This is a genomic window from Paenarthrobacter sp. DKR-5 (assembly GCF_018531425.1).
In the GTDB taxonomy this organism is placed as follows: domain Bacteria; phylum Actinomycetota; class Actinomycetes; order Actinomycetales; family Micrococcaceae; genus DKR-5.
In genome coordinates this window covers 607,146-632,038 of sequence record NZ_JAHBOI010000001.1, presented here as the reverse complement: position 1 = coordinate 632,038, position 24,893 = coordinate 607,146, and the positions used below count along the sequence as shown (strand labels likewise).

General features: G+C 67.1%; 26 protein-coding genes. 17 read left to right on the top strand and 9 right to left on the bottom strand.

Annotated elements, in window-relative coordinates; genetic code table 11:
- Positions 1-61: 61 nt before the first annotated feature.
- The 8 genes from KIH31_RS03135 (at position 62) to KIH31_RS03100 (ending at position 7,634) form a co-directional block, all read left to right on the top strand.
- Positions 62-436: a TadE/TadG family type IV pilus assembly protein gene (locus KIH31_RS03135; RefSeq protein ID WP_214425579.1), complete on the top strand. Its 375-nt coding sequence runs from the start codon at positions 62-64 to the stop codon at positions 434-436.
- Positions 331-1,365: a pilus assembly protein TadG-related protein gene (locus KIH31_RS03130; RefSeq protein WP_307857513.1), complete on the top strand. Its 1,035-nt coding sequence runs from the start codon at positions 331-333 to the stop codon at positions 1,363-1,365. The genes KIH31_RS03135 and KIH31_RS03130 overlap by 106 nt, the downstream gene beginning before the upstream one ends.
- A 129-nt stretch (positions 1,366-1,494) precedes the next feature.
- Positions 1,495-2,133, top strand: a complete 639-nt coding sequence (locus tag KIH31_RS03125) for an RcpC/CpaB family pilus assembly protein (RefSeq protein ID WP_307857512.1) — start codon at positions 1,495-1,497, stop codon at positions 2,131-2,133.
- A 44-nt stretch (positions 2,134-2,177) separates the two neighbouring features.
- Positions 2,178-3,347, top strand: coding sequence for an AAA family ATPase (locus KIH31_RS03120; RefSeq protein WP_307857511.1), 1,170 nt, complete (start codon positions 2,178-2,180; stop codon positions 3,345-3,347).
- Positions 3,344-4,834, top strand: a complete 1,491-nt coding sequence (locus KIH31_RS03115; protein WP_214425575.1) for a CpaF family protein — start codon at positions 3,344-3,346, stop codon at positions 4,832-4,834. Before KIH31_RS03120 ends, KIH31_RS03115 begins: the two co-directional genes overlap by 4 nt.
- Before the next feature lie 5 nt (positions 4,835-4,839).
- On the top strand, positions 4,840-5,808 hold the full coding sequence (locus KIH31_RS03110; protein WP_214425574.1) for a type II secretion system F family protein: 969 nt from the start codon (positions 4,840-4,842) through the stop codon (positions 5,806-5,808).
- Between the two features lie 10 nt (positions 5,809-5,818).
- Positions 5,819-6,700, top strand: a complete 882-nt coding sequence (locus KIH31_RS03105; protein ID WP_214425573.1) for a type II secretion system F family protein — start codon at positions 5,819-5,821, stop codon at positions 6,698-6,700.
- A gap of 190 nt (positions 6,701-6,890) precedes the next feature.
- The gene (locus KIH31_RS03100; RefSeq protein WP_214425572.1) at positions 6,891-7,634 is read left to right on the top strand and encodes a dienelactone hydrolase family protein; all 744 of its coding nucleotides are present in this window, start codon (positions 6,891-6,893) and stop codon (positions 7,632-7,634) included.
- 113 nt (positions 7,635-7,747) lie between these two features.
- Here KIH31_RS03100 and KIH31_RS03095 read toward each other — a convergent pair whose 3' ends face one another.
- Genes KIH31_RS03095 through KIH31_RS03080 form a run of 4 tightly spaced genes read right to left on the bottom strand, consistent with a single transcriptional unit; the run spans position 7,748 to position 12,793 of the window.
- Positions 7,748-9,667: a glycoside hydrolase family 127 protein gene (locus tag KIH31_RS03095; RefSeq protein WP_214425571.1), complete on the bottom strand. Its 1,920-nt coding sequence runs from the start codon at positions 9,665-9,667 to the stop codon at positions 7,748-7,750.
- A 49-nt stretch (positions 9,668-9,716) separates the two neighbouring features.
- Entirely contained in the window at positions 9,717-10,547 is an 831-nt protein-coding gene (locus KIH31_RS03090) for a carbohydrate ABC transporter permease (protein ID WP_214425570.1), read from the bottom strand.
- Positions 10,547-11,482: a carbohydrate ABC transporter permease gene (locus KIH31_RS03085; RefSeq protein WP_214425569.1), complete on the bottom strand. Its 936-nt coding sequence runs from the start codon at positions 11,480-11,482 to the stop codon at positions 10,547-10,549. Before KIH31_RS03085 ends, KIH31_RS03090 begins: the two co-directional genes overlap by 1 nt.
- 15 nt (positions 11,483-11,497) lie before the next feature.
- Complete coding sequence (locus KIH31_RS03080; protein WP_214425568.1) at positions 11,498-12,793, bottom strand: sugar ABC transporter substrate-binding protein; 1,296 nt, start codon at positions 12,791-12,793, stop codon at positions 11,498-11,500.
- A gap of 232 nt (positions 12,794-13,025) precedes the next feature.
- Here KIH31_RS03080 and KIH31_RS03075 point away from each other — a divergent pair, with 232 nt between their 5' ends.
- Positions 13,026-14,057, top strand: a complete 1,032-nt coding sequence (locus KIH31_RS03075; RefSeq protein ID WP_307857510.1) for a LacI family DNA-binding transcriptional regulator — start codon at positions 13,026-13,028, stop codon at positions 14,055-14,057.
- Between the two features lie 132 nt (positions 14,058-14,189).
- Here KIH31_RS03075 and KIH31_RS03070 read toward each other — a convergent pair whose 3' ends face one another.
- Together KIH31_RS03070 and KIH31_RS03065 are read right to left on the bottom strand one after the other, a co-directional pair.
- On the bottom strand, positions 14,190-15,704 hold the full coding sequence (locus KIH31_RS03070) for a S10 family peptidase (RefSeq protein ID WP_214425566.1): 1,515 nt from the start codon (positions 15,702-15,704) through the stop codon (positions 14,190-14,192).
- A gap of 17 nt (positions 15,705-15,721) precedes the next feature.
- Positions 15,722-17,311, bottom strand: coding sequence for a Na+/H+ antiporter (locus KIH31_RS03065; protein WP_214425565.1), 1,590 nt, complete (start codon positions 17,309-17,311; stop codon positions 15,722-15,724).
- A gap of 88 nt (positions 17,312-17,399) precedes the next feature.
- Between KIH31_RS03065 and KIH31_RS03060 the strand changes: the two genes are divergently transcribed.
- Positions 17,400-17,882, top strand: coding sequence for a thioesterase family protein (locus KIH31_RS03060; protein ID WP_214425564.1), 483 nt, complete (start codon positions 17,400-17,402; stop codon positions 17,880-17,882).
- A gap of 14 nt (positions 17,883-17,896) precedes the next feature.
- Here the strand turns inward: KIH31_RS03060 and KIH31_RS03055 are convergent, their stop codons facing one another.
- Positions 17,897-18,418 (bottom strand): hypothetical protein, encoded by a 522-nt coding sequence (locus KIH31_RS03055; RefSeq protein WP_214425563.1) that lies wholly within the window; start codon positions 18,416-18,418, stop codon positions 17,897-17,899.
- Positions 18,419-18,593: 175 nt separating this feature from the next.
- On the opposite strand from KIH31_RS03055, the gene KIH31_RS03050 reads away from it, so the two are divergent.
- The 5 genes from KIH31_RS03050 to KIH31_RS03030 all read left to right on the top strand — a co-directional run bounded on the left by KIH31_RS03050 (position 18,594) and on the right by KIH31_RS03030 (position 22,140).
- Positions 18,594-19,448: a phosphatase PAP2 family protein gene (locus KIH31_RS03050; RefSeq protein WP_214425562.1), complete on the top strand. Its 855-nt coding sequence runs from the start codon at positions 18,594-18,596 to the stop codon at positions 19,446-19,448.
- Positions 19,441-20,052, top strand: coding sequence for a DedA family protein (locus KIH31_RS03045; RefSeq protein ID WP_250545354.1), 612 nt, complete (start codon positions 19,441-19,443; stop codon positions 20,050-20,052). Before KIH31_RS03050 ends, KIH31_RS03045 begins: the two co-directional genes overlap by 8 nt.
- 6 nt (positions 20,053-20,058) lie before the next feature.
- Positions 20,059-20,730, top strand: coding sequence for a response regulator transcription factor (locus tag KIH31_RS03040; RefSeq protein WP_214425560.1), 672 nt, complete (start codon positions 20,059-20,061; stop codon positions 20,728-20,730).
- Positions 20,730-21,707, top strand: coding sequence for a HAMP domain-containing sensor histidine kinase (locus tag KIH31_RS03035; RefSeq protein WP_214425559.1), 978 nt, complete (start codon positions 20,730-20,732; stop codon positions 21,705-21,707). Before KIH31_RS03040 ends, KIH31_RS03035 begins: the two co-directional genes overlap by 1 nt.
- A 133-nt stretch (positions 21,708-21,840) precedes the next feature.
- The gene (locus tag KIH31_RS03030; protein ID WP_214425558.1) at positions 21,841-22,140 is read left to right on the top strand and encodes a DUF4193 domain-containing protein; all 300 of its coding nucleotides are present in this window, start codon (positions 21,841-21,843) and stop codon (positions 22,138-22,140) included.
- Positions 22,141-22,240: 100 nt separating this feature from the next.
- On the opposite strand, the gene KIH31_RS03025 is transcribed toward KIH31_RS03030, so the two are convergent.
- Both KIH31_RS03025 and KIH31_RS18280 read right to left on the bottom strand, forming a co-directional pair.
- Positions 22,241-23,794 carry a PucR family transcriptional regulator gene (locus KIH31_RS03025; RefSeq protein ID WP_214425557.1) on the bottom strand — a complete coding sequence of 518 codons (1,554 nt, stop codon included), beginning with the start codon at positions 23,792-23,794 and terminating at the stop codon, positions 22,241-22,243.
- On the bottom strand, positions 23,794-23,919 hold the full coding sequence (locus KIH31_RS18280) for a hypothetical protein (RefSeq protein ID WP_284675919.1): 126 nt from the start codon (positions 23,917-23,919) through the stop codon (positions 23,794-23,796). Before KIH31_RS18280 ends, KIH31_RS03025 begins: the two co-directional genes overlap by 1 nt.
- Between KIH31_RS18280 and pxpA the strand changes: the two genes are divergently transcribed.
- Entirely contained in the window at positions 23,918-24,628 is a 711-nt protein-coding gene (gene pxpA / locus KIH31_RS03020) for a 5-oxoprolinase subunit PxpA (protein ID WP_214425556.1), read from the top strand. The genes KIH31_RS18280 and pxpA overlap by 2 nt on opposite strands.
- 23 nt (positions 24,629-24,651) lie before the next feature.
- The gene (locus KIH31_RS03015; RefSeq protein ID WP_214425555.1) at positions 24,652-24,891 is read left to right on the top strand and encodes an acetyl-CoA carboxylase; all 240 of its coding nucleotides are present in this window, start codon (positions 24,652-24,654) and stop codon (positions 24,889-24,891) included.
- Positions 24,892-24,893 lie beyond the last annotated feature (2 nt).

Below are 24,893 nucleotides of genomic sequence, written 5' to 3'. Positions count from 1 at the left end.
AAACTCAGCGGCGCCGTGGGGGACGGCGTCGCTGAGTCCCAGGCACGCGGAAGGCACGCTCATGGCCAAGGAACGGTCTGAAAAAGGTGCCGCGGCAGTCGAATTTGCCCTTGTTGTTCCGCTTCTGCTCCTGCTCCTAATTGGGATCATCGAGTTCGGGCGGGTCTACAACGCTCAGATTGAACTTTCGGGGGCAGTTCGCGAAGGCGCGCGCACCATGGCGATACATAACGACCCGGCGGCGGCGCGTGCGGCGACCCGCCAAGGGGCACCCTCGCTGAACCCTGCTTTGACGGACGGACAGATAGCAGTCTCGTCCGGTGGCAGCCCATGCACCGTCGTCGTTACCGCCTCTTATCCAATGAATTTTCTTACAGGCTTGTTCGGCAGCACCGTCGACCTGACTGGGAAGAGCACGATGCAATGCGGCGGCTAGGGTTCAGAACGAGCAGCGAGGCGCGTGACGAACGTGGAGCAGTCGCTGTCATAACAGCAATTTCGATGGTGACGCTCCTGGGAATGGCGGCCATCGTGATCGACGTGGGAGCTATCTACTTCGAGCGCACCCAGCTTCAGACTGGCGCTGATGCAGCCGCAATCGCGATTGCCCAGAATTGTGCCAAGGGCGACTGCGGTGACATTTCCGCTACTGCGACGTCGTTGGCTGGTGGCAATGCCAACGACGGTGCGTCTGCCGCAGACGCATCAGTGGACGCCTCCCAGAATCTTGTGTCCGTCAATACGGGCACATTGACCAGTGGCGGCCAGCATGCCCTGGCCAATGTCTTTGCGCCCATTCTCGGATTCCCCACCAGCAGTGTCCGCGCCTCCGCGAGTGCCACGTGGGGGAGCCCGGCCGCGGCAACCGTCTTCCCATTCACCACGCCGGAATGCATCTACGACAAGATCGCGCCCGACACGACGGTTTGGCTGAAGGCAAGTTCTTCCTGCACCGACGCGAATGGCAACGTCGTGCCAGGCGGCTTCGGCTGGCTCGACGAGACCAGCCCCTGCGCCGCAGACGTGGACATCACCTCCGAGATCGGCAGCGAACCGGGCAAGAGCGGGCCGCCCTGTTCAATGGACAAGATTGTCAACACCACGATCCTCATCCCTGTTTACGCCTATGCGTCCGGCCAGGGCCAGAATGCCGTTTACACCATTTACGGGTTCGCTGCCTTCCACCTGACGGATTGGAGTTGGCCCGGCAGCTTCACCACGCACCCCTCAGCCGACTGCGACAAGTGCACCGGCGTCCAGGGCTACTTCACCCAGCTCGTTTCCATTGACGACGTCAAGAACTGGTCAATCCACCGGCTGGGCGGCCCAACCCTCAATGCCAGTTTCGTTAGTCTCAGCCAGTAGGAGTAGCTCCCCTTGAAAGCCCGGGTACTTGGTGCCGTCGCTGCAGTAGTCCTAGCCATTGTCGGCACCATGCTTCTCGCGTCATACGTCAGCGGGGCGGACCGGCGTGCACTCAAGGGTGTCGACGCCGTGAGCGTTTATGTGGTGAAGACGCGAATACCGGCGGCCACCGCGGCGGACAAGGTGGGCGACTATGTCGAATCGGAACTGATGCCCGCGAAAGCGGTGCCGGCAGACGCCGTCACAAACCTGGACTCGCTAAAGGGCAAGGTGGCGTCCGTAGACCTTGTCCAGGGCGAGCAGTTGTTGAGCAGCCGGTTCGTCGACCCGGCTGCTTTAACGAAGGACGAGGGAAAGAAGGCCGTGCCAGCGGGTATGCAGGAGGTCACCATCTCGCTCGACCCCGAAAGGGTCGTAGGAGGCCAGGTCGCGGCAGGGGACACGGTAGGGATTGTCATCTCGCTTGATAGCTCAGTCACTGGCAATCCGCCGGGTCCGGTCACGCATATGACCCTGCAGAAGGTCCTGGTAACCAATGTGCAGACCGCAGCAGCGAAAGCGGCGCCAGCCTCCAGCGCAAAGAATTCCGCGGCGCCGACCAACGCGGCACCCACCGGGACCATCCTCGTCACTGTTGCCAGAAAGGCCGCCGACATCGAGAAGATCGTCTTCGGTGCCGAGTTCGGCAAGATCTGGCTTACCAAAGAGCCGTCCAATGCGGACACGTCGGGGACCCGTCCACTGACAAGGTACGGGGTGTTCGGATGAGCCGGTACCTGACGGTGACAACCGATCCGGATTATTCCCAGAGGGTGGCCTCTGCCGCAACGGGTGAGCTGGCAGGGGAGATCCATCTTTGGCAGGGAGAGGCTTTCCCTCACGAGCCCGGCGTGTTGCTCGCTCAGCTCCCTGGAGGCGCGCTGCCGGAAGTCGTGCTGCTCGGTCCCGGTGTTCCCTTGGAAGAAGCACTTCAGCTTGCGTCCGGGGTCGACCGGCTGCACCCGGACGTGAGTGTCCTCTTGATCACGCCGGAGGCGGACCAAGCAGCACTCGCGGCGATGCGGGCCGGGGTCCGCGACGTGCTGACCCCGGATGCCGAGTTGCAGGACCTCACCGCGGTGCTTCACCGCGCCGTGCAAGCCTCGCAGGTCAGGCGCCGTGCGGCAGCTCCGCTGCCCGGCGGCATGGATAACAGCGGAGTGCAGGGGCGGATCATCGCCGTCGTCTCACCAAAGGGAGGCGCGGGAAAGACGACGGTTGCCACTAACCTGGCCGTCGGTCTCGCCGCGTCCGCACCGCACTCGACGGTCCTCGTGGACCTGGACCTGCAGTTTGGTGATGTGGCAAGCGCCATGCGCATTGCTTCCGAGCAGTCCCTCGCGGAGGCGGTTCGCGGAGCCGCCCGGAGCGACACCATGGTGCTGAAGTCTTACCTCAGCGCCCACCCCAGTGGCGTGTACGTTCTGGCGGCACCGGATTCGCCGGCTGCTGAAGCGGACATCAGTCCGGCAGACGTGGCGCATTTGCTGGAGCAGCTGGCGGCCCAGTACCGATTCATCATTGTCGACACTGCGCCGGGCTTGTCCGAGCACACCTTGGCGGCGTTGGACCGCTCGACGGATTTTGTGTTCGTTGGCGGTCTCGATGTTCCCAGCGTCCGCGGGCTCCGCAAGGAACTTGACGTGCTCCGTGCCCTAGGCATGATCCCGGCCGCCAAGCACATCGTCCTCAACGGGGCCGATCCGAGGGACGGCCTGTCGGCCGCGGACGTCGAACAGACTCTGGGTCAGAAGCCCGACGTCGTCATCCCGTTCAGCCGCGGCGTACGTCTCTCCACCAACCAGGGTGTGCCGCTCTTGCTCAGCAGGAAGAAGGACCGCGCCACGAAAGAGCTTCGTCGGCTCATTAGCCGGTTCACCCCTGCCCCGGTGGCGGCACCGAAGCGCAGGAGCAAGGCACGGCACCGGATTGGAGCACTATGAACCTCGCTCAGCGCCTGGCTGCGGCCAACGGTCAACCCGTCCCCGCGGAACAGCTGGCAACGCCGGAGCCCAAGTCTGCCCCGGCTAGCCGTCCGGGCGCTCCGGACTCGGCGTTGACACCTGTGCCGAAAATACCGGGACCACCGGGACCGCTTACAACGCCAAAGAAGACGGTGCCAGCCCCCGTAGAGGAGCCCCACGATGCGCTCGGCAAGCTGAAGCAAAGGGCAGGGCAGGATCTCTTTGAGCGTATGGGCACGCGTCTGCTCGACTCTTCCCTGACCGAGGAAGCTCTCAGCGACCTCGTGCACGAAGAACTGGTTCGCGTGGTCGAAGCAGAAGCAATTCTTCTGACGCGCGAGGAACGGCTGCGCCTGATCAAGGAGGTCAGCGACGACGTCCTGGGTTACGGGCCCCTGCAGCAGCTGCTCGACGATGAAGAGGTCACCGAAATCATGGTGAACGGCCACAACAAGATCTACGCCGAGTATCGGGGAAAACTGACACTGACCGGCGTGCGCTTCTCCTCTGAGGAGCACCTGCGGCGGGTTATCGAACGGATCGTTTCCAAGGTGGGACGCCGTATCGACGAGTCGTCCCCGCTCGTCGACGCGCGGCTCGCGGACGGTTCCCGAGTCAATGCCGTGATTCCACCGCTGGCCGTCCACGGCTCCTCCTTAACCATCCGCAAATTCGCGACGGATCCGTTCCAGGTACGGGATCTGATCGGGTTCGGAACCTTGACCCCGGAAATGGCGGAGCTGCTCAACGCCTGTGTGAAGGGGCGGCTCAACATCATCGTGTCGGGAGGCACCGGCACAGGCAAGACCACTCTGCTGAATGTGCTGTCTTCCTTTATTCCGCACGATGAGCGCATCGTCACGATCGAGGACGCCGTCGAACTTCAGCTTCAGCAGGATCACGTCGTGAGCCTGGAGAGCCGGCCGGCGAACATCGAAGGAAAGGGCGAGATCACGATCCGCGACCTGGTGCGTAACTCCCTGCGCATGCGGCCCGACCGCATCGTGGTGGGGGAGTGCCGCGGCGGCGAGAGCCTGGACATGCTGCAGGCAATGAACACCGGGCACGACGGGTCCCTCTCCACCGTCCACTCCAACTCGCCGCGCGATGCGATCTCCCGTCTCGAAACACTCGTCCTGATGGCAGGAATGGACCTTCCGCTGCGTGCAGTGCGCGAACAGATCGCCTCGGCGGTGGATCTCATCGTGCAGCTCACGCGCCTACGCGACGGCACGCGGCGGGTCACCCACGTCACAGAGGTGCAGGGGATGGAGGGTGAAATCGTCACGCTCCAGGACGCATTTGTCTTCGACTACAGCGCCGGAGTAGACAGCAACGGGCGTTTCCTCGGCAAACCGGTTCCCACCGGTGTGCGGCCGCGGTTCGTGGAACGGTTCCAAGAGTTGGGCATCGAACTCTCTCCCCAGGTATTCGGCGCAACGCCGGCAGGACGGCCGCTGCGATGACTCCAATGCCTCTTCAAGTTCCGTTATCGGCCGGCCCCGAGCCTGCCGTCCTCGTGCTGGGACTGGTCCTTTGTTATGCGGCGGCAGCGGCAGTCCTGCTGGTCCTGTTCCCGCCACGCCCAAAAGTGACGCTGGAACTCCAATCGGGCGCCGAAGCGGAGCCAAAATCGCGCCTGACGGGCATCACCTCGGTGGCTACCCATCTGGCGGAGACAATCCTCCGGCAGCTCAAGGGGGCTCCGGCGCTCAGTTCGGCGCTGGAAATCGCAGGATTGAAACTGCGGCCGGCGGACTTCATCGTAATCGTGGCAGCTCCGGCGGTGGTGCTGGCGCTCGTCGGCGTGACCCTGGGGGGTCCTCTGGTAGGCCTGCTGTTCGCGATCCTTGCCGCCGTAGCGGCCAAGCTCGTTCTTGGAGTCCTTGCCTCGCGGCGCCGCGCGGCCTTCAACGACCAGCTCGATGATTCCTTGCAGCTGATGGCCAGCGGCCTCCGCGCCGGCCACAGCCTGCTCCGCGCCGTCGATGCCCTTGCCACTGAAGCGGACGCCCCGACGTCGGAAGAGTTCGCCCGGATCATCAACGAAACGCGGCTTGGCCGCGATCTGGGCGAGGCCCTGGATGCGGCAGCGGCGCGGATGCAGAGCGAGGATTTCCTCTGGGTGGCGCAGGCAATCGCCATCCACCGTGAAGTAGGAGGCAATCTCGCGGAAGTCCTCGACCAGGTGGGTCAGACCATCCGCGAAAGGAACCAGATCCGCCGCCAGATCAAAGCACTGAGCGCCGAAGGCAGAATGTCCGCTGTCGTCCTTGGCGGCCTTCCGTTCGGTATGGGCGCCGTCCTTTTTGTCATCAGCCCGAGTTACATCTCAAAGCTCGTCGAAACGCCGATCGGTCTGGTGCTGCTAGCCATCGGGGCCGTGCTTCTCGTCATCGGCAGCCTCTGGCTGCGCAAAGTCGTCAGCTTCAAATTCTAGGGGTCCTCAGTTGCCGATTTTCATCCTGCTCGCGACGGTCGCAGTCGGTTGCGCGGCGCCATTGTTCGCGTGGGCGATATGGGGGCCGCGCCTTTACCGCGACCGCAATGCGCAGGAGAACCTGAGCCGCGGTCTGACTGTGACGGCCGAACCCGAGGCCGAGCGCGGCCAGCTGATCGCTGCATTGGGTCGGCGCCTCACTCCCGCGAGCTTCGTGGCGCGGCTGGACCGGCTTCTGGCCTTGGCGGGACGCCCGGCGGGATGGCCGATGAAGCGGCTGCTGGCGGCCAAATTCGTCCTCGCCGTAACGGGGGCGGCCGTCGGTCTGCTCTTCCTGCTCGGTGACCCAGGCATGGCCCGGCTCCTGCTGGCGCTCGGCCTCATGCTGCTCGCCTACTTCGTTCCGGACCTGTTGCTCTACAGCCGGGGAATCGAGCGGCAGGAGGCGATAACCCTGGCACTGCCGGACACCCTGGATCAAATGACCATCGCGGTGGAGGCCGGCCTCGGCTTCGAGGCGGCCATGGCCCGCGCGGGCCAGAACGGCAAAGGCCCCCTCGCACAGGAACTTGTGCACACGCTGCAGGACATGCAGGTCGGCAAATCGCGCCGGGAGGCCTACCAGGACCTGGCGGCCAGGACTACCGCCGTCGACCTGCGCAGGTTTGTGCGCTCCATCATCCAGGCGGATATGTACGGGATCTCTGTGGCGGGTGTCCTGCGGACCCAAGCCGCCGAAATGAGGATGAAGCGGCGCCAGCGGGCCGAGGAGCAGGCAATGAAAATTCCCGTCAAGGTTCTGTTCCCCTTGATGGTGTGCATCATGCCGGTGCTGTTCATTGTGATTCTGGGCCCGGCAATCATCAACATCGTCCAGACCCTCAGCGGTTAGCTGAAGTCGTGGTCGGCGACGGACCCGAAGCCCGGTCTCAAGGGGCTCATCCGCCGCCGACCCTGCATCGATCCTCGCGGGTGAAACTTAAGGCGCCCTGTGTCCTTGCCTTAAGAAACCCTCAAGATCCCCGAGGTCGCCGACTTCCGTTCCCACTGTTCTTCGGGAAACGTGTGCAAGGCTGGGTGCCATGGGAGAAATGGTGCAGATCGGAAACAGCGAAACCTCCGTCGAGGCCTACTTGAGCGAGCCCGCGGGCAAGCCCAAGGGCGGCTTGGTGGTCATCCATGAAGTCTGGGGGCTGGTGGACCATACCAAGGACGTGGCAGACCGCTTCGCTGCGGAAGGGTACGTCGTGCTCGCACCGAACCTGCTCGCTGACACGGGGATGACGCCGGAGCTCGCCGCTGAGCTGCAGTCCACGCTGTTCGATCCCGAGCAGCGTGCCAGGGCCCAGCCGCAGCTCCGCGAGTTGATGGCCCCGCTGCGCGCCCCAGGCTTCGCGGAGAAAACGACGGCAGCGGTGCGGGCCTGCTTCGAGCACCTCTACGACCTCGCCGGCACGGGCGGGCGGGTCGCCGTTACCGGCTTCTGCTTTGGCGGCACGTACAGCTTCTCGCTGGCGGTCCACGAGCCACGGCTGCGGGCGGCCGTGCCGTTCTACGGCCACGCAGACTTCAGCCTCGAGCAGCTCCGCGGCATCAGCTGCCCGGTGCTTGCCTTCTATGGAAAAAAGGACACTGCCCTCATTGACAAGCTGCCCGGGCTGGAGCGGCTGATGGCGGAGGCCGGCGTCGACTTCACCCCGGTGGTTTACCCGGGAACCGGGCACGCGTTCTTCAACGACACCAACCAGTGGACCTACAGCGAGGACGCCTCCCGCGATGCCTGGCGCCGCACCCTCGAATTCCTGGAGAAGAACTTCGCCGACTGAGCCGACCCGGAGACACCTGCGGCCGGTACCGCACCCGAAGCGGTACCGGCCGGTGTCCCCGGGGAAGGAAACAGAAATCCCCGGGGAAGTGTGATGGCCTTAGCCTGTGGCGCTCACGCCGTCGGCATCCAGACGCGCATGGTGGAGGGCCCACGGTTGGCCCAGGAGGCGTAGGGGATCAGCTTTACCCGCTCACCGGACGCCGGCTCAGTATCCTCCTGCGCCCGAGCACACGCGCCGTAGGGCCAGGTGCCGTCGTCGAACTGCCCGAACCGGACCTGAACGCTCGCGGCCCCCTCCTCGTCCAGCAGCGGCGCCGAAGTGTCGACCCGGACTCCGTTCACGTCGTGCCCGTGCAGGTCGGTGGATTCCACGCACATCACCACGGGGCCGCGCTCCACGGCGGCAGCGCCGCGCACCGCATCAATCCGGGGGTCCGGGAAGGTCCACCGCGGTTGCACCGGCAGCTCCAGCTCGACGACGTCCCCGGGAGAGAAGGTGCGGGAAATCCGCGCGGTGCCGGGAGCGGCGTCATACGACTCGCCCGCGCAGGCCAGCCGCGCGTCGTCACCGGCCCAGGCGGGGATCCGCAGGCTGAGCTCCCAGGCGGCCGCGCCGGTTTCCTCCACCACGATCCGGATGCCGCCGGAGCGCGGGTAGTCAGTCTCCACCCGGAGCACCACAGGGCTGCCGTCCGCCAGCCGGGCGCTGATCCCGCTGGCAGCGTACTGGTGCAGCTGCACGCCGTTGTCCGTGGTGGTGGCCAGCAGCGCCCCCAGAGACGAGAGGGTGCGGGCGACGTTCGTCGGGCAGCAGGAGACTTCGAACCACGGCGCCCGCAGGCTCGACGACGCGCGCGGGCTCGGCTCGGTGGCGGACGGCTCCTGGCCCTGCTCACGCTGGTGCAGTGTGTTCGTGTAGAAGAAGGAACGCCCGTCCTCGGCCGGCGAAGCGGCGACCACGTTGAACAGGGTGCGCTCGATCAGGTCCGCGTACTTGGCCTCGCCGGTGGCGAGCAGCAGCCGGTAGTTGACCATGATGGAGCCGACGCCGGCGCAGGTCTCGGAGTAGGCGCGGTCCGGCGGCAGTTCGTAATCGACGCCGAAGGACTCGCCCTCGTGGTGGGCGCCCATGCCGCCGGTGAGATACGTGCGCCGGGCCACGGTGTTCGCGACCTGCTCGATCATCCCGTCCAGCAGTTCGCCGTCGCCGGTGTCGACGGCGGCGTCCACGGCGGCGGCGGCCAGGTACAGCGCGCGCACGGAGTGCCCGGTCATGACTTTGGCGTCGCGCACGGGCTGGTCGTCCTGGAAATAGGACTGGCCGAACTCGATCTGCCCCAGCGTGCCGTGGCCGCGCCGTTCGATGAAGCGCAGCGCCTGGTCGAGGTACTTGCGGTCCCCCGTGTACCGGGCGAACTCGGCCAGCGCCACCTCGATTTCGGGGTGGCCGCAGACGCCCTGCAGGCCGTTCTCGCCGAAGGCCTCGCAAACGTGGTCCGCGGCGCGGCGGGCGATCCGGACCAGCTCGTCCTCGCCGTGCGTACGCCCGCGGGCGATGCCGGCCTGGATCAGGTGGCCGAAGGAGTAAAGCTCATGGCCCCACTCAAGATCGCTATACCGGGCACCCTGGCCGGGACGGCCGAAGTAGGTGTTGATGTAGCCGTCCTCTTCCTGGGCCGGGGCGATCCGTGCGACCAGCGCCTGCAGGCGCCGTTCCATCCCGGCGTCGCCGGTGCGGCCGATCTCCCAGGCCATGGCCTCCATCAGCTTGTAGACATCCGAGTCGGCGAAGGAGCGTCCGGTGTGGTCCTGCGGCAGGCGGCCCTCGACGGCGGCGTCGAAGTTGCCGATCCAGCCGACCTTCTCGATCCACTCCTCGGCGTGCCGGATGCTGACGGTCCCGTTGACGGTCTGCTTGTGGCCCCAGTAGCCGCCGGCGATGCGGACGTCGCCGATGCTCAGGGGCCGGAGCGCGCCGCGGGCGGGGGCGACGGGCAGGCCGAAATCGGCGCGGGTAACGGTGGTGTTCATGGATTTCCTTGACTAGTGGATCGGATCGAAGGAGCGGCGCAGGGCCCGGCTATTTCACGGCGCCGAGCGTCAGGCCTTCCTTGAGCAGGCGGTAGGTGAAGACGAACAGGATGAGGATGGGGATCGACGTGATGACCGCCAGGGCCATCAGCCCGGGCCAGTTGATGCCGAAGGCCGACACCTGCTGGGCCAGCAGGGCGCTGAGCGGGTAACTCCCCGGCGAGAGCAGGAAGTTGATCGCGTAGAGGAACTCGCCCCAGCTGAGCAGGAACACCAAGGTTCCGGTGGTGGCGACGCCGTTGCGGGCCACCGGCAGCACGATGGACGTGAAGATCTTCCAGTTCCGTGCCCCGTCAATGGCGCCGGCTTCCTCGAGGGCGTCCGGGACGGCCCGAAAGAAGGGCCGCAGCAGGAGGATGGCGAACGGAACCAGCAGCGCGGTGTCCGCAATGATGACGCCGATCCGCTGGTCCAGCAGGCCCCAGCTGCCGAAGATCTGGAAGAGCGGGATCACGGTGGCTGTCTGCGGTGTCATCTGCAGCACGATCAGCAGCCCCAGCGCCACCGTGGTGATCCGGCCCCCTACCTTGGCCAGGCCGTAGGCGGCAGGGATAGCGACGAGCAGGGTCAGGATGGTGGTCCCCGCGGCAATCACGAAGGACTGAATGCCGGCGTCGAGCAGGCCGCCGTTGCTGATGGCATCCGTGTAGGCGCTCAGGGTAGGACGGAAGATCAGCGAGGCCTGCGAGGAGAGCACATCGCCCGGTTCCTTCAGCGACGTGAGCACGATCCACAGGATCGGCACGCCGTAGAGCAGGAACAGGACAGCCCGGAGGGCCCAGGTCACCGGTCCGGGACCGGTCTTGCGGATTTTTCTCATCACTCTGCTTCTTCCTTACGCACACTGCGCGCATAGACGACGGCGAGGACCAGCACCATCAGGACGGTCAGGACGGCGGTGGCGGATCCGAGGCCGTAGTCGAACCGGACGAACGCCTGCAGGTAGCCCAGGAAGGGCAGCGTGTTCGTGGACGTGCCCGGGCCGCCGTACGTCATCACGTAGATGAAGTCGAAGCTGCGGAACGCGTACACAATGGTCAGCACCGCCAGCACCAGCGAGGTGGGCCGCACAGCCGGCAGGAGCACGTGCCGGATTTCCTGCCACGGTCCGGCGCCGTCGATCTGGGCTGCTTCGAAGGTCTCGGCGGGGATGCCCAGCACGGCGGCCCGGAAGACGAGCGCGTTGAAGGGGATGATGGCCCAGGAATTGACCAGTGCCACGGACATCAGGGCGAAGTGCTCGTCGTACAGGAACGGGATGGGTGCTCCGGCAAGCCCGGTGGCGTGCACGATCCCGTTGATCAGCCCGTTGTCGCCCAGCAGGAACTTCCAGACGCTCCCATTGACGACGGGAGGCAGGGCCCAGACGAAAACCATCACCCCGAGCAGCAGGCCCGAGATGCGGCCCGAGTGCCGAAGCACGATGGCAGCCGCGAGGCCGCCCACCAGGCCGATGACGGTGACGACGATGACGAAGACGGCTGTGTTCCAAAACGCCTTGCCGAGGTCACCCTGGACCAGCCCGGCCGTGAAGTTGGCCGTGCCGACGAAGTCCCAGCTGGCGTTGAGCGTGGAGGCGGTGACATTGCTGACGCTCATCCGGACCAGCTGGACCAGCGGGTAAAAGGAGAGGACGGCGAGGAAGACTGCCGCGGGCAGGACGTACAGCAGACGTCCCTGCCCGCGGCGCCGCGGCCTCCTGGCCGGGGATGCCACGCGGCCGCCGGCGGCGGTGCGGGTTTGAACTGAGGTCACGGCGGTCTCCATGGGTTACTTCTGCAGCAGCGAGGACAGCTTGCTGTTCAGCGCCTGGGCTGCGTCCGAGGGTGAGGACTGCCCGCCGAGGGCGGCGCTCCAGGCCTGGCCGACGGCGAGCTGGACGTTGGCAACGTTCTTGGCGGGAACCGCGTCGTCCGGGTAGGTGGCGCCGTTCTTGGCGATCGAGTCCGCGAAGGGCTTGAGCAGGTCATTGCCGGTGACGGCGGGATCCGCGGCGGAGTCCTTGCGGGACGGGATGCTGCCGGCGTCCTTCATGGCGGTCAGCTGGCCGGCCTTGTCGAAGTAGGTCTGCTGCAGGTACTTCCAGGCCAGATCGGGGTTCTTGCTGAACGCGCCGATGCCTTCCGCTTCGCCGCCCAGGTAGACCTTCCCGGAGCCCACCGGCAGCGGGACAACGCCGTAGCTGAACTTGGCGGTCGACTTCGCGGTGCCCATCTGCCAGTTGCCGTTCTCGGCGAACGCCACGTTGCCGGCAGCGAACTTCTGGAACGGGACCGTCTGGTCCCAGGTCACCGCCTCCTTGGAGACGTAGCCCTTCTTCACCCAGTCCTGGGCCATGCCGAGGCCCTTCTCCAGTGCTCCGGCGTCGGGGGAGCCGTAGCTGAAGCCGGCGCTGGAAAGCCACGGGAAGGCCTGCCACTCGCCCTGGCTTTGCGGCAGGCCGGAGAGGGTCATGCCCTGCTTGCCGGCGGCTACGGCCTTGCCCATGGCGTCCTCCAGCTCGGAGAGAGTCTTCGGCGGCTGGACCCCGAGGGAGGTGAGGATGTCCTTGTTGTACCAAAGACCGAGCAGGTTCACATAGCCCTGCACGCCGTAGGTCTTGCCATTGACCTTGTGCACCACGGACTCCGGGAACTGCGACTTGTCAGCGAAGGTGCCCCACTTGTCGTCCAGCGGCGCGAGCGTGTTGGCCAGCGCGAGGTTGCTGGCGTCGGCGCCGTTGTACACGACGACGTCGGGGCCGGACTTGGCGCCTGCCGAGGCAATGAGCTTGGAATCGAGTTGGTCGTAGGGGACGTAGACGTTGTTGACCTTCGTGCCGGGGTTGTTCTTCTGGAACGTGTCGGCATAGTCCGTCATGACCTTCACCTGGTTCGGGTCACTGAAGTAGTGCCAGACGGTGATCTCCTTCGACGAGCCCCCGGAGCTGGAGCCGGCACCGGAGCCGCAGCCGGTGAGGGCCAGTGCGGAAACGACGGCGGCAGCTCCGACGGCGGCGATCGTGCGGGTGCCGCGGCGCTTGGCGCCCGGCGTCTTGGGGGTGCTGGGGAGGGACGGGAACTTCATGCTGATTCCTTCGGGACGGTCCGGGGCTGCGCGGCTGTGCGGAGCCTGCCGGATCTGGCGGGTGCGGGGCGGGAGGGGCGGTCCCGTTGGGCCGGACTGGGGTTCGTCCGGCGGCTTTTGTGAAACAGCCCGAAAAGCTTTTCCTAACTGTAAATGCGGGAAATTCGTGACGTCAAGGGGTCTGGTGTGTGAAAATATCGGAAACACTGTTGAGGCTAGGGAAGGCAGGAATGTGACCACCAGCGAGAAGCCCGCGAGGCCGAGGAACGTGACCCTCAAGGACGTCGCTGCGCTGGCGGGCGTGTCCATCGCGACGGCTTCGAAAGCCCTCAACGGCCGGGGGTACGTGCACCCGCAGACCCGCGAGCGGGTCGTGGAAGCCGCGAAGAAGGTCTCGTTCACGCCCAACTCGCTTGCGCGGGGCCTGCTCGCCGGCCGTACCGGCACCGTGGGGCTGCTGACCAACGACCTGGTCGGCCGGTTCAGCATCCCGGTGCTGATGGGCGCCGAGGACGCGTTCGGCACGGGCAAGATGTCGGTGCTGCTCTGCGACGCGCGCGGCGACGCGATCCGGGAGTCCTACCATCTGCAGGCACTGCTCGCCCGGCGGGTGGACGGTCTGATCGTCGTGGGCAGCAGCACGGATCCGCGGCCCTCGCTGGGGCATGACCTGCCGGTGCCGGTGGTGTACGCGTACGGGCCGTCCCAGGACCCCCGTGATGTGTCAGTGGTGCCGGACAACGTGGCGGGCGCGGCCCTCGCCATCGACCACCTGCTCAGCCTCGGCCGGCGCAACATCGCCCACATCACCGGACAGGAAGGCTACCTCGCCGCCCAGGACCGGGCGGCCGGAGCCAGCAAGAGGCTCGCCGAGGAGGGGCTGGCCTTGGCCGGCGGGAGGGTCCTGTACGGGGACTGGTCCGAGGCCTGGGGCCGGAGCGCCGCGTCGGCCTTGATCGAGCAGAATCCGACCGTGGACGCCATCTTCTGCGGCAACGACCAGATTGCCCGGGGAGCGATCGACGCGATCCGGGACCGCGGGCTGTCCGTGCCCGGGGATGTTGCCGTGATCGGGTTCGACGACTGGCAGGTCGTGACCACCGGGTCCCGCCCCCAGCTCTCAAGCATTGACATGGACCTGGAGACGCTCGGGCGCACCGCCGCGCAGCGGCTTTTCGCGGCCATCGACGGCTCGGAGGGCTCCGGGGTGGAGCACCTCCCGTGCCGCCTGGTGGTCAGGGGCTCAACCATGGACGGCGCCTGAGGCCACCGACGCCGGCGTTCCGTGCAGCCCCGGTTATGACACGGTTTCCCGTTTATGACACGCGGAAAAACGTGTCATAAACGGGAAACCGTGTCGCAGGATCGTGATCCGGCCGGCCCGGACGGTGCCGTGTCAGGAGCCGGCGGCGCCGCCGAGAACGAACTGCTTCAGGGCCTCCAGCTGCCTGTCGCGCGCCTCGGGCTGCAGGTACATCATGTGCCCGGCCTCGTGGTAGTGGTGCGTGAAACGGGCGCGCGCGGCCTCCTCCATGGGCAGGTGCGCCCAGACGTACTCGGCGGCGAAGTGCGGCGTGGCGCCGTCGTAGTAGCCGTAGTCGACATGCACGCGCAGGGCCCGGTTGTAGACCAGCAGGCGCTCCAGGTCGCCCGTCACGTCCACCGGCGCGCCTTCGAAGTCCTTGTAGCTCCACGGGTGCACCCGCGCGGTGAGGATCTCGTAGGGCAGGTCGTTCTCGTACCCGAGTTCGGCCCGCAGGTAGTGGTTCACGGCGGCGGCATACGGCCCGGCGATCGCCTGGATGGACGGGTCGTCCCAGTTGGTGGAAACGTGCAGCTTTGCCGGCCGCTGGGTGTACCTGCCGTCGATGCGTCCGACGGCGAGCCCGTCCGCCCGCAGCAGTTCAGCGGCGAACTCGTGGTACTCCCAGCGCAGGTTGCTGTTGCGGACGAAGTCCTCGCTGAGCGTCGTGATCTCGCTGAGCCGCCGGACGACGTCGTCGAGCTCGTCCCGGGTCAGCCGCGATCCCTGCGTGAGGGCGTAGCCGAAATCCTTGGCCGCGTACTCCTCTGCTTCGCGCAGCACCTCAGCGAGGCTCCTGCCGGGATGGCGCCCGTGGTAGTGGGCGATCGCCGCGCAGGTGGGCAGGTGCAGCGCGTACGGGGTGTCGTTGCCGGGCTGGAACTCCAGCGTGCCGAGGTTCAGAACGGTGGAGATCAGCCCGAGTCCGTTGACCGCCATGCCGTAGGCGTCGAAGAGCCGGCGGGCGACGGCGACGGCGCGGAGCGTCCCGTAGGACTCGCCCACGAGGTATTTGGGTGAAAGCCAGCGGTTGTTCCGCGTGACCCAGAGCCGGATCACCTCGGCCACGAGGTCCCGGTCCTCGGCGAAGGCGTGGAACTCGTCGGACTTGCCGCCCTCGACAACGCGGGAGAAGCCGGTGTTCACCGGGTCGATCAGCACCAGGTCGCTGTGCTCGAGCAAGGTGGCGGGGTTGTCGACCAGGCCGTACGGCGGGGGCGTCAGCTCCGGCACGTCCCCCGAATCCACGATCCGGGGCCCGAGCAGGCCCATGTGCAGCCACACGCTGCTGGATCCCGGGCCGCCGTTGAAGGCGAAGGTGACCGGCCGCGGGTTGGGGGCCTTCGAGTCGTTGGCGGTGCCGGGGTCCGGGTTGCCGGTGTAGGCGACAACGAAGATTTCCGCCTTGGGTTTGAACCCTTCCACCTTCCCGTCGGAGACCGACTCCTGGCGCAGCACCAGCCGGCCAGCCGTCGTCGTGTACGCCAGGCCGGAGGGCAGCCTGTGCTCCCGGGTGACGAAGTCGTCGCTGACGTCCTTCACGGGTGCGGACCCACCGTCCCGGGGACCGGGCTCGGGTGCGCTGGTCCGGGGCTCCTCTTCGCTCATGGAGCAGAGCCTACCGGCTACTCGGTTTCCTCCTCGGCTGACAGCCGCAGCTCCTCCCGGTCGAGCCTGGACTGCAGCCGGCGCAGCACGAAATCATCAATGCGTTTCTCGTCCCGCAGCCGGATCAGAGCCTCCCGCTTCGCCGGAAGCAGGGCCAGGCGCAGCTCGGCGTCGTGGTCGGTTTCGGCTTCGATTTCCGCCGCCAGGTCATCGCTGCCGGCCTTGCTGCGGATCCGCTCCAGATGCTCTTCGTAGTTGTGCCGGAGGCCGTCCCGGACGTCCGGCGGCGTGTCCAGCTCACGGGCAGCGTCCGGCAGCGCCTCCAGCGCCGCCTCCAGGGCCTTTTCCTCGCCCAGGATCTCCTCCTCGAGCTCCGTTGGATCCTCCGGCAGGTTTGCCCAGCGCGCCACCGCGGGCAGCGTCAGGCCCTGCACCAGCAGGGTGAAGAGGATGACGGCGAAGGTGGCGGCGATCACCAGGTCCCGGCCCGGCAGCGGTGCCCCCGCGTCCGTGTGCGCCGGCACCGCCAGAGCCGCGGCCAGCGAGACGGCGCCGCGGAAACCGGACCACGCCAGCGGCACGCGCTGCCGGAACGGGACGCGGCGACCGCGCTGGGCCGGCCGCCGGTCCAGCAGCCGGATCAGGTAGGGCAGGGTGTTCATCCAGAGAATCCGGATCCCGATCACCGCCACGATCACCAGCGCGCAGAGCAGGAGCGTCCCGGTGATCTCCTGGGAGCCGAAGACGTCCGTGATGCGGTGCAGCTGCAGCCCGATCAGCACGAACAGTGCCCCGTTGAGGATGTAGGTGGTCACCTGCCAGAAGCCGAACGCCTGCGTGCGCGTCCGGGCGGAAATGACGCGCGGGGCGGCCTGGCTCAGGGTCAAGCCGCAGGTGACGACGGCGACCACCCCGGAGACCTCGAGCAGCTCGGCCGGGAGGTAGGCAATGAAGGGGGTGAGCACGCTGAGCGTGTTCTCCAGCCGCGGTTCGGTGATCCAGCGCCGCAGCCAGACCACGAGGAACCCGGCGGCGAGCCCGATGGCGATTCCGACCCCGTAGGAAAGCAGGAAACGGACGAAGGTGGCGCCGAGAGCGATTTCCTTCTCCGCGACCGCCGCTGCCACGGCGACGGAGTAGAGCACCAGCGCCGTCCCGTCATTGATCAGGCTTTCCGTGCGAAGCGTGGTCAGGGCCCGGCGTGGCAAGCGCACCGGGACGGAGCTGACCGCCGTCGCGTCCGTCGGGGCGAGGATCGCGCCGAGCACGATCGCCATTGACCAGGGCAGGCCGAAGGCGTGGGCGACGACGGCCACGGCTGCCGCGGTGGCGAACACCAGGCCGGTGGCCAGGAGGCTTATGGTCCGCAGGTTGCTCCGGATTTCCCGCAGCGACGTGTTCAAGGACTCCCAGTAGAGCAGCGCCGGAAGAAACAGCAGCAGGACCACGTCAGGCGGGAGCTGCGTCCCGCCGATCAGCGGCAGGAACCCGAGTGCTGCCCCCAGGACCAGCAGGACCAGGGGGGCGGGGAGCCGGAGCCAGCCGGCCACCGCGCCGCCGGCAAGGAGAACGGCGCCGAGCACGACAACGAGTTCCAGGCCTTGCATCGATGCTCTCCTTGTCGGTCACTGCTGCTTCGAGAATAAGTGCGGCCCCCGGCGCCGCGGTAGCGTTGGGAACCGAGGTGAGAAAGCGATGACGGATACCAGTGACCAGGGCGGACAGCGCCTGACCTGCCAGGTCCCCATGCGGTGGGGTGACATGGACGCCTACGGGCACATCAATAACGTGGAGATCCTGCGCATCCTCGAAGAGGCACGCATCCACGCCTTCGGGCCGCCCGCCGGCACCGGCATGCCCGGCGTCGATGTGGATCTTCCCGTCTTCAACGACCTCCCCGCGGGCACCCAGGCGCTCGTCGTCGAACACCGCGTCAAATACCTCGCGCCCTTGAACTACCGTAACGTGCCGGCCAGGGTGGAAGTCTGGGTGAGCTCGGTCAAGGGCGCCAGCCTGACCATGGCCTACGCCATCCACGATCCGGTGACCGGCACGCGCTGCGTCATCGCTGAAACCACTTTGGCGTTCTTCCAGGAGAACACCGGCAGGCTGCTGCGGGTCTCGGCCGGAAAGAAGGCCATGCTCGCCCCGTTCCTCGGCGAGCCCAACTTCCGCTGAGCGCCCGTGCCGGGTCAGCCCTCCGTCGGCAGGAAGCGGGCCGCGGACGAGGCGTTGAGGATGTCCTTCAGCTCCCGGATTTGCCGGTCGGCGCGGTCCAGCAGCTCCTGCATCCTGCCAGCGTCAATGCGGCTGTCGCTCCGGGCCACCAGCTGCAGCGTTTCCCACAGCAGCGATTTTCCCGTCACGGCGGTGACGAGCGCTTCCAGCTCGAGCTGGCCGGTGGCGCCATGCGGCGTCCGGAAGGGGTTGATCGGGTCCACCTTGGAGATCTGGGATCCGAGCCACGCAATGACGTTCTTCGGCGCGGAAATACCCGCATTCAAGCGGTGGGCGAGCGCGTCCAGCTCGGCTTTGTCCTCGTCCACCTCGACGGCAAGCCGGGCGAGCGCCTCGTACTGGGGAGTGTCCTTCCACACCTTCGCGGCCTGCTCGAACAGCCGCTCACCGGACGCAGCGGCAATCTGGTGGCTGTGCAGGTAGCGGGCGAGGGCGTCACTGTCAGCCGCCGCGGATGCGTTGGGGTTCTCGCTCATGCTTCCTCCTGCGCTGGGTCAACGAATACCTCCCCATTCTGGCAGGAAGATGCCGGCGGCGTGCGGCCGCGTCCGGCTGTCGGGAGGGCGCCGGTTCTTAACAGTTTCTTAGAACGGTCCCTCCATTGTGGAAGCTGGGCCGCATCCGCGGTCCAGCGACCATGACGAGGAACGAATGTCCAGACCAGTCCCCGCCCACCGCTCCGGTGCCGTGTCCATTCCCGCGCAGGCCCGTCTCGCCGTGCTGCCGCAGCCCCGGCACTGGCTCCTGTGGCCGGCGGTCCTCGCCGCCGTCGTGCTGGCGCTCGGATTCACCGCGAAGCTGGCGCCTGGCTACACCACCGAGGAACTGGTGGTCGACCAGGACCTCAGCCGCAGCCACGACAGCGTGCTCAACGCGGTGGCGATGACCCTGAACTATGCTTTTGCCCCGGTCGCGGGGGTGGCGATCATCGCCCTGATCTGCCTGTACCTGCTCCTGGTGCGCCGTTCACCGGTCAACGCCGTGGCCGTCGGCCTGTTCAGCTGCCTGGGCTGGGTCGCGAGCGAATTCTTCAAGCTCATCGTGGCCCGGCACCGCCCGGACCAGAGCCTGCTGTTCAACCCGCTGGCGCCGGAGACGGGCTCCAACAGCTTCCCGAGCGGGCACACGGCCTTTGCCGTCGCGCTCGGTTTCGCACTCTATTTCCTCGCCCGCGGCACCAAGTGGCAGCGGGCGACGGCGGTCGCAGCGTCCGTGGTCGCCGTCGTCGTGGCCCTGTCGCGGCTTTACATCGGGGTGCACTACCCCACGGACGTGGCCGCGTCCTTCGTGGCGTCGACAGCGATTGTCATCCTTTTCACGGGCCTCTGGAACCGGTACTCGCCAGCCGTCCTGCACCGCATCCCCCTGCTCGCCCGTTTCGGGCCGGTACCGGGCGTCTCCGCGCCGTCCAAGCATGCGCCGTCCAAGCATGCGCCGTCCAAGCATGCGCCGTCCAAGCATGCGCCGTCCCGGCCAGCACCTTCCCGGAACGACCAGCATGCTTGATCCGTCCAGCCTCCTCCAGGGCCTCGGACCGGCAACCCTCGGTGTGATCGCCCTGATGATCTTCATCGAATCCGGTTTGCTCTTCCCGTTCCTGCCCGGGGACTCCCTGCTCTTCACCGCGGGGCTGCTGCACCATCAGCTGAACCTGGCGCTGCCGGTGCTGATCGCGGTGGTGGCCGCTGCCTCCGCGGCGGGGGACCAGGCTGGATTCCTTCTGGGACGCAGGTTCGGCCGGCGCTGGTTCAAGCCCGGCGCCAAGGTGCTCAAGACCGCCCATCTGGAACGCACGGAGGACTTCTTCCACCGCCGCGGCGGCCGCGCCCTCGTGCTGGCCCGCTTCCTGCCGATCGTGCGCACCTTCGCTCCGCTGACGGCGGGGATCGCCCGCTACGACCACCGCAAGTTCACGCTCTGGAACATCACGGGTGCGGTCGCCTGGGCCGCCTCGGTCACGCTGCTGGGAACCTGGCTGGGCGGCTTCGACTTCATTGCCCGCAACATCGACGCCATCGCCGTCGTGCTGGTGCTGGCTTCCGTGCTGCCCTCTGGTGTTGAGCTCCTGCGCCGCCGCCTGAAGGCGCGCCGTGAGGCAATGGCAGAATGAGGATCCATGAGCACCGCCGAGCGGCCGACCCTGCTGCTGGTTGAAGACGACAAAGCCCTCGGGCCGATGATCGCGGACGTCCTTGCCGGGGACTATGACGTCACCCTGGCCGCCAATGGTCAGGAAGGACTGCACCTGGGCCTCGTTCGCGCCTGGGATGTGATCGTGGTCGACCGCGGTCTGCCCGTGATGGACGGGCTCTCCCTGGTGGCAGCACTGCGGAAGAAGGGCATCGGAACGCCGGTCCTGATGCTCACGGCCCTCGGCGCCACCGCGGACAAGGTGGAGGGCCTCGACGCCGGCGCGAACGACTACCTGACCAAACCGTTCGACCTGGCCGAACTCGAGGCGCGGCTGCGCGCGCTCACGCGCCGCTACGAAGCCCCTGCCGGGCGGCTCGCGGTCGGGGAGTGGGATTTCGAGCCGGCCGTGCGCACGGTGACCTCGCCGTACGGGGAGCAGGTCTTCCTCACCGCGAAGGAAGCCGGGCTGCTGGCTGCGCTCGCGGGCGCTCCGCACCGCGTCTTCACGCGGGAGGAGCTGATTGCGGCGGCTTTCAGCCCCGAGGACCTGCCAGGGGTCGTGGACACCTACGTGCACTATCTGCGGCGCAAGATCGCCAAATCCGTGGTGCGCACCGTGCACGGCACCGGCTACCAGCTCGGGGAGCCGGACTGATGGCGCGCAACCCGGACCAGCAGGCGCTGCGCCGGGCCTCGCTGAAGGTGGGCCTGCTCATCACCGCGGCCTGCGCGGTGATGGTCGTCGCCGTCATCCTCGCGGCGTCCCTGTACATGGTCTACCAGGCCCAGCGCACGGGCATCCCGGATCCGGGCCGCCCCGGTGGCGTCCGCGTCTACTTCGACTCGGTGGACCTGCTCGGGGCGATGGTGGCCGGCGGCGTGGCCGGCATCCTGCTGGCCGGGGTGGTGGGCTGGCTGAGCGCGCGCAGTGCCATCCGGCCGCTGGGCCGCGCCTTGGCCACGCAGCGCCGGTTCGTCCAGGACGCCAGCCACGAGCTGCGGACCCCGTTGACGATCCTCGATACCCGTGTCCAGCTGGCACTGCGGAAGGCGCCCGCGGGCTCCGACATTGAGCGGAGCCTGACCGAGATCCGGCAGGACACCGCGGCCCTGGGTGACACCGTGACGGAACTCCTGGTCGCGGCCACCGGCGAGCATGCCGCGCCGCCGGCCCATGCGGTCGACGTCGCCGACGTGGTGGAACGCGCCGTCGAGGACCTGCGCGCGCTCGCCCGCGACCGCGGAATCACCCTGGACTTCGAAGCCGTTGAACGGCCCCGGTCCGCCGTGCAGCAAAACAGCCTCCGCCGCGCCGTGCTCGCCCTCGCGGACAACGCCCTGGCTCACACACCCACCGGCGGACGGATCACGGTCACGGTGGGCGGGGACCGAGGGCACGCCACGGTCAGCGTCGCGGACACCGGCAGCGGCATCGCAGGGGTGGACCGGGAGCGGATCTTCGACAGGTTCGTCCGCAACGAGGGGCCCGCCGGCGCCGGCCGCCGGAGCTTCGGCATCGGGCTCGCGCTGGTGCGCGAAATCGCCGTCGGCGCGGGCGGGACGGTGGAGGTCGCCAGCACCGGACCCGATGGAACGCTCATGCTGATGAAGCTTCCCCGCGCCCGTTCCTGAAGGGTTTGCGCTCCGCCAGCGGACGCCGGGTGTGACGCGGGACTCGTCGCGCACGTGGCACCCTGTTCTATCCGTTATTATCAGTGGCTGAATCAGCGACGCACAATAAGCAGCAGGAGTGAGCTAAGCGCACATGGCCACAGATTACGACGCACCACGGACCAAGGACGACGAGCAGGGCACGGACTCGCTGGAAGAGCTGCAGTCGCAGCGCGGCGCGGCCCAGACGGCGATCATCGACCTGGACGAACAGGACACCGCCGAGGGCGTGGAACTGCCGGGAGCCGACCTCTCCGGCGAAGAACTCCTGGTCCGGGTTGTGCCGGTCCAGGAAGACGAATTCACCTGCGGCTCCTGCTTCCTGGTCCGCCACCGGTCCCAGAAGGCCGCCGAGCGCAACGGGCAGGTCTACTGCAGCGACTGCGAAGGCTAGCCAACCACGCCAGCGTGGAAAGCGAGGGTCGACCCGACAAGGCTCCTCGCTTTCCACGTGGCCTCGATTTTAGGGCCCGCAGGTTCCTCCCGGACGGGGCCTAAATACCTGTTTTTTCGTGGCCGGTGATGCGAAGAGCCATCAGCGCGGTGGACTGGCCCTCAAGGGTGTCCAGCCGCAACGCCAGCAGCGTCTGCAGCTTCCGGATCCGGTAGCTGAGCGTATTGCGATGGATGTACAGGGCGCGGCAGGCCCGTGAAGGCTGGCAGTCGGAAGCCAGGAAGATGGCCAGCGTGCGCAGCAGCCCGGCGGAGTGTTCGCGATCGTGCTCAATCACCGGGGCGAGCAGCTTCGTTGCCGCAACACGCGCGCCCTGGCCCGCGGTGGCTGCGACCAGCGCTTCAAGGCTGAGCTCGGGCGCGATGACGGGTCCCGCGGTGTCGCGCACCAGCGTCGAGGCCTGTGCAAGCCCCAGCCGGAATTCGTCCACGCTGCCGGAAGGCGACTTGAGTACCAGTGGCCGATCCGGAATTTCATTGCGGAACCGTTCCAAGAGCATCCGGGCCAGTGCTCTGCCCTCACGATCCCCATCGTCGGCGCGCTGGGCGAAGGCGTAGAGCACACCACTGCTGACGATAACGCGCACGATCCCGAAACGCTCCTGCAGGATCAAGCGGATCCGCCAGGTTTCCGCCAGCGCCCCCGGGGGCAGGGCGCTGACCACAGTGAGAGTGTCCTGCTCCGGGTCCAGGCCCGTCGACCGGAACGTCCGCGTGAATTCCTTCAGGGACACGCCGGGCCAGTCGGGAGCCTGGGAGAGCAGCAGTTCCAGCTGGGCCGTCTTGCGTGAGGTGGTGTGGACCGCGCCCTTGAGCTGCATCGCGATGATCGACGCCGCGGGGGCCAACAGGGAAGACAGAGGGTAGTCGGACCCGGTTCTCCGGACGACCAGATGCAGGTTGTCGCCGTTGCCCAACGGCAGGGGGACGCTGCTGCCGAGCTCGTCGCTCGCGGCGGATTGGAGGTCATCACGGCTCCACTTCGAGGACTCAGGCCACCGGGCTATCACCGACCCGGCGGCATCGAGGACTGCGACAGGCCCGGCCGCCGCCCGGGAAACTTCCGCCAGGATCGGTCCCAGTGCCGCCCCGGATGCTGCGAGATGGGCACACCTGTCGGCAATTTCCCACGAGCGCGTGGTTGCGGCGAACCGTTCGGCTTGGAGGACATTCGAGACATGCCGGTGCACCTGCAGGAACGGGACTGCTCGCGGGATTTCAAGCAACGGGACGTCATGTGCCGCGGCCGCACGCACCAGACCCGACGGCAGGAGGCGGTGGGCGGTGCCCGTTCCAAACGCGATCGCTGCGACCGGGACGCGGGCCAGGCGCTCGACGTAGGCGTCCCAGGTCCTGTCGTCCTCGATATTCAGGCCAATCCCGTTCGTCAGCAGCAGCACATTGCTGCTCAGCAGGGGGGTTGGATCCAGGATTTCGGTAGGGGCGCACCAGCTGATCCTGCAGCCGAGGCGTTGGCTCGAGGAAGGCGTATGCAGGCGCAGCTGGAGGCTGTCCTCCGCTAGCAGGTCCGCGACGATCACGATGGTTCCTCCCGTCAGCCACGGCAACCTCCTGGTGCAGGCTGCACAGTTCACTAGGTCGATTTTAGGCAGATGCCCACTTCACGCGGTTGGAACGGCGTCGGTAGCGTGTAGCCCATGCTTTCCTCCTCTCCTGAGCCGCGCACCGCCGTGTCCGTCCCAAGCTTGAATTCGGACATGGGCGAAGCCTTCGGCCTTCACACTTTCGGCAACGACCTGAACCTGATGACTTATGTGGACGTCGCCAACGTCGCCTGCGGGTTCCATTCCGGCGATCCGGAGGCGATGGCAGAGACGGTGCGCGAAGCGGCGGCCCGCGGCGTGAAGATCGGGGCGCACCCGGGACTGCCCGATCTCGTCGGATTCGGCCGCCGTGAAATGAAGCTCACTGCCCAAGAGGTGGAAAACCTGCTGACCTATCAGGTGGGAGCTCTGACGGGCTTCCTCCGTGCGGCTGAGGTGCCGCTGAACCACATCAAGCCGCACGGTTCGTTATACGGAATGCTCGCCCGGGATCCGGAACTTATGACCGCCGCAGCCGCGGTCGCGGCGCGGTTCGAGGTGCCCTTCTACGGTCTGGCCGGAACGGAGCACCAGAAGGTGTGTGAAAGCCAAGGTGTTCCGTTCGTGGGGGAGTTGTACGTGGACCTCAACTACGGCCCTGGAGGAGAACTGCTGATCCAGCGCCGTCCCGAGCCCACCGATCCGCAGGCGGCGGCGGAGCGCGTCCGGCGGGTCCTTCAGGAAGGCGTCGTCGAAGCGGTCGACGGGACCCTTCTCACCATCGCGTTCGAGAGCATCTGCGTCCATTCCGACGCCCCCAACTCCGTCCAGGTCGCGGCGGCTGTGCGCGACGTCCTCGACGGTGCGCCGCGCGCGGCATCCTGACCCCAATCCGAAAGGAATCATTCGTGGCTGACATCATTTCCCCCCTGCCAGGCATCTTCTACCGCAAGCCCGGACCCGACAAAGAGCCCTACGTCAACGAGGGCGACCCGGTCGTGGCCGGCCAGACCATCGGCGTCGTGGAAATCATGAAGCAGTTCACCGAAGTCCGCAGCGACGTGGCGGGAACGCTCGCAAGGTTCAGCGTCGAAGACGCCGGCACCGTGAACCCGGGCGATGTGATCGCCACCGTGGACGAGGGGTAGCT

Coding starts and splice junctions, on each gene's coding strand:
- KIH31_RS03135 (WP_214425579.1), top strand. CDS start 62: ATGGCCAAGGAACGGTCTGAAAAAGGTGCCGCGGCAGTCGAATTTGCC.
- KIH31_RS03130 (WP_307857513.1), top strand. CDS start 331: ATGCACCGTCGTCGTTACCGCCTCTTATCCAATGAATTTTCTTACAGG.
- KIH31_RS03115 (WP_214425575.1), top strand. CDS start 3,344: ATGAACCTCGCTCAGCGCCTGGCTGCGGCCAACGGTCAACCCGTCCCC.
- KIH31_RS03110 (WP_214425574.1), top strand. CDS start 4,840: ATGCCTCTTCAAGTTCCGTTATCGGCCGGCCCCGAGCCTGCCGTCCTC.
- KIH31_RS03100 (WP_214425572.1), top strand. CDS start 6,891: ATGGGAGAAATGGTGCAGATCGGAAACAGCGAAACCTCCGTCGAGGCC.
- KIH31_RS03095 (WP_214425571.1), bottom strand. CDS start 9,667: ATGAACACCACCGTTACCCGCGCCGATTTCGGCCTGCCCGTCGCCCCC.
- KIH31_RS03090 (WP_214425570.1), bottom strand. CDS start 10,547: ATGAGAAAAATCCGCAAGACCGGTCCCGGACCGGTGACCTGGGCCCTC.
- KIH31_RS03080 (WP_214425568.1), bottom strand. CDS start 12,793: ATGAAGTTCCCGTCCCTCCCCAGCACCCCCAAGACGCCGGGCGCCAAG.
- KIH31_RS03070 (WP_214425566.1), bottom strand. CDS start 15,704: ATGAGCGAAGAGGAGCCCCGGACCAGCGCACCCGAGCCCGGTCCCCGG.
- KIH31_RS03065 (WP_214425565.1), bottom strand. CDS start 17,311: ATGCAAGGCCTGGAACTCGTTGTCGTGCTCGGCGCCGTTCTCCTTGCC.
- KIH31_RS03060 (WP_214425564.1), top strand. CDS start 17,400: ATGACGGATACCAGTGACCAGGGCGGACAGCGCCTGACCTGCCAGGTC.
- KIH31_RS03055 (WP_214425563.1), bottom strand. CDS start 18,418: ATGAGCGAGAACCCCAACGCATCCGCGGCGGCTGACAGTGACGCCCTC.
- KIH31_RS03050 (WP_214425562.1), top strand. CDS start 18,594: ATGTCCAGACCAGTCCCCGCCCACCGCTCCGGTGCCGTGTCCATTCCC.
- KIH31_RS03045 (WP_250545354.1), top strand. CDS start 19,441: ATGCTTGATCCGTCCAGCCTCCTCCAGGGCCTCGGACCGGCAACCCTC.
- KIH31_RS03040 (WP_214425560.1), top strand. CDS start 20,059: ATGAGCACCGCCGAGCGGCCGACCCTGCTGCTGGTTGAAGACGACAAA.
- KIH31_RS03035 (WP_214425559.1), top strand. CDS start 20,730: ATGGCGCGCAACCCGGACCAGCAGGCGCTGCGCCGGGCCTCGCTGAAG.
- KIH31_RS03030 (WP_214425558.1), top strand. CDS start 21,841: ATGGCCACAGATTACGACGCACCACGGACCAAGGACGACGAGCAGGGC.
- pxpA (WP_214425556.1), top strand. CDS start 23,918: ATGGGCGAAGCCTTCGGCCTTCACACTTTCGGCAACGACCTGAACCTG.
- KIH31_RS18280 (WP_284675919.1), bottom strand. CDS start 23,919: ATGTCCGAATTCAAGCTTGGGACGGACACGGCGGTGCGCGGCTCAGGA.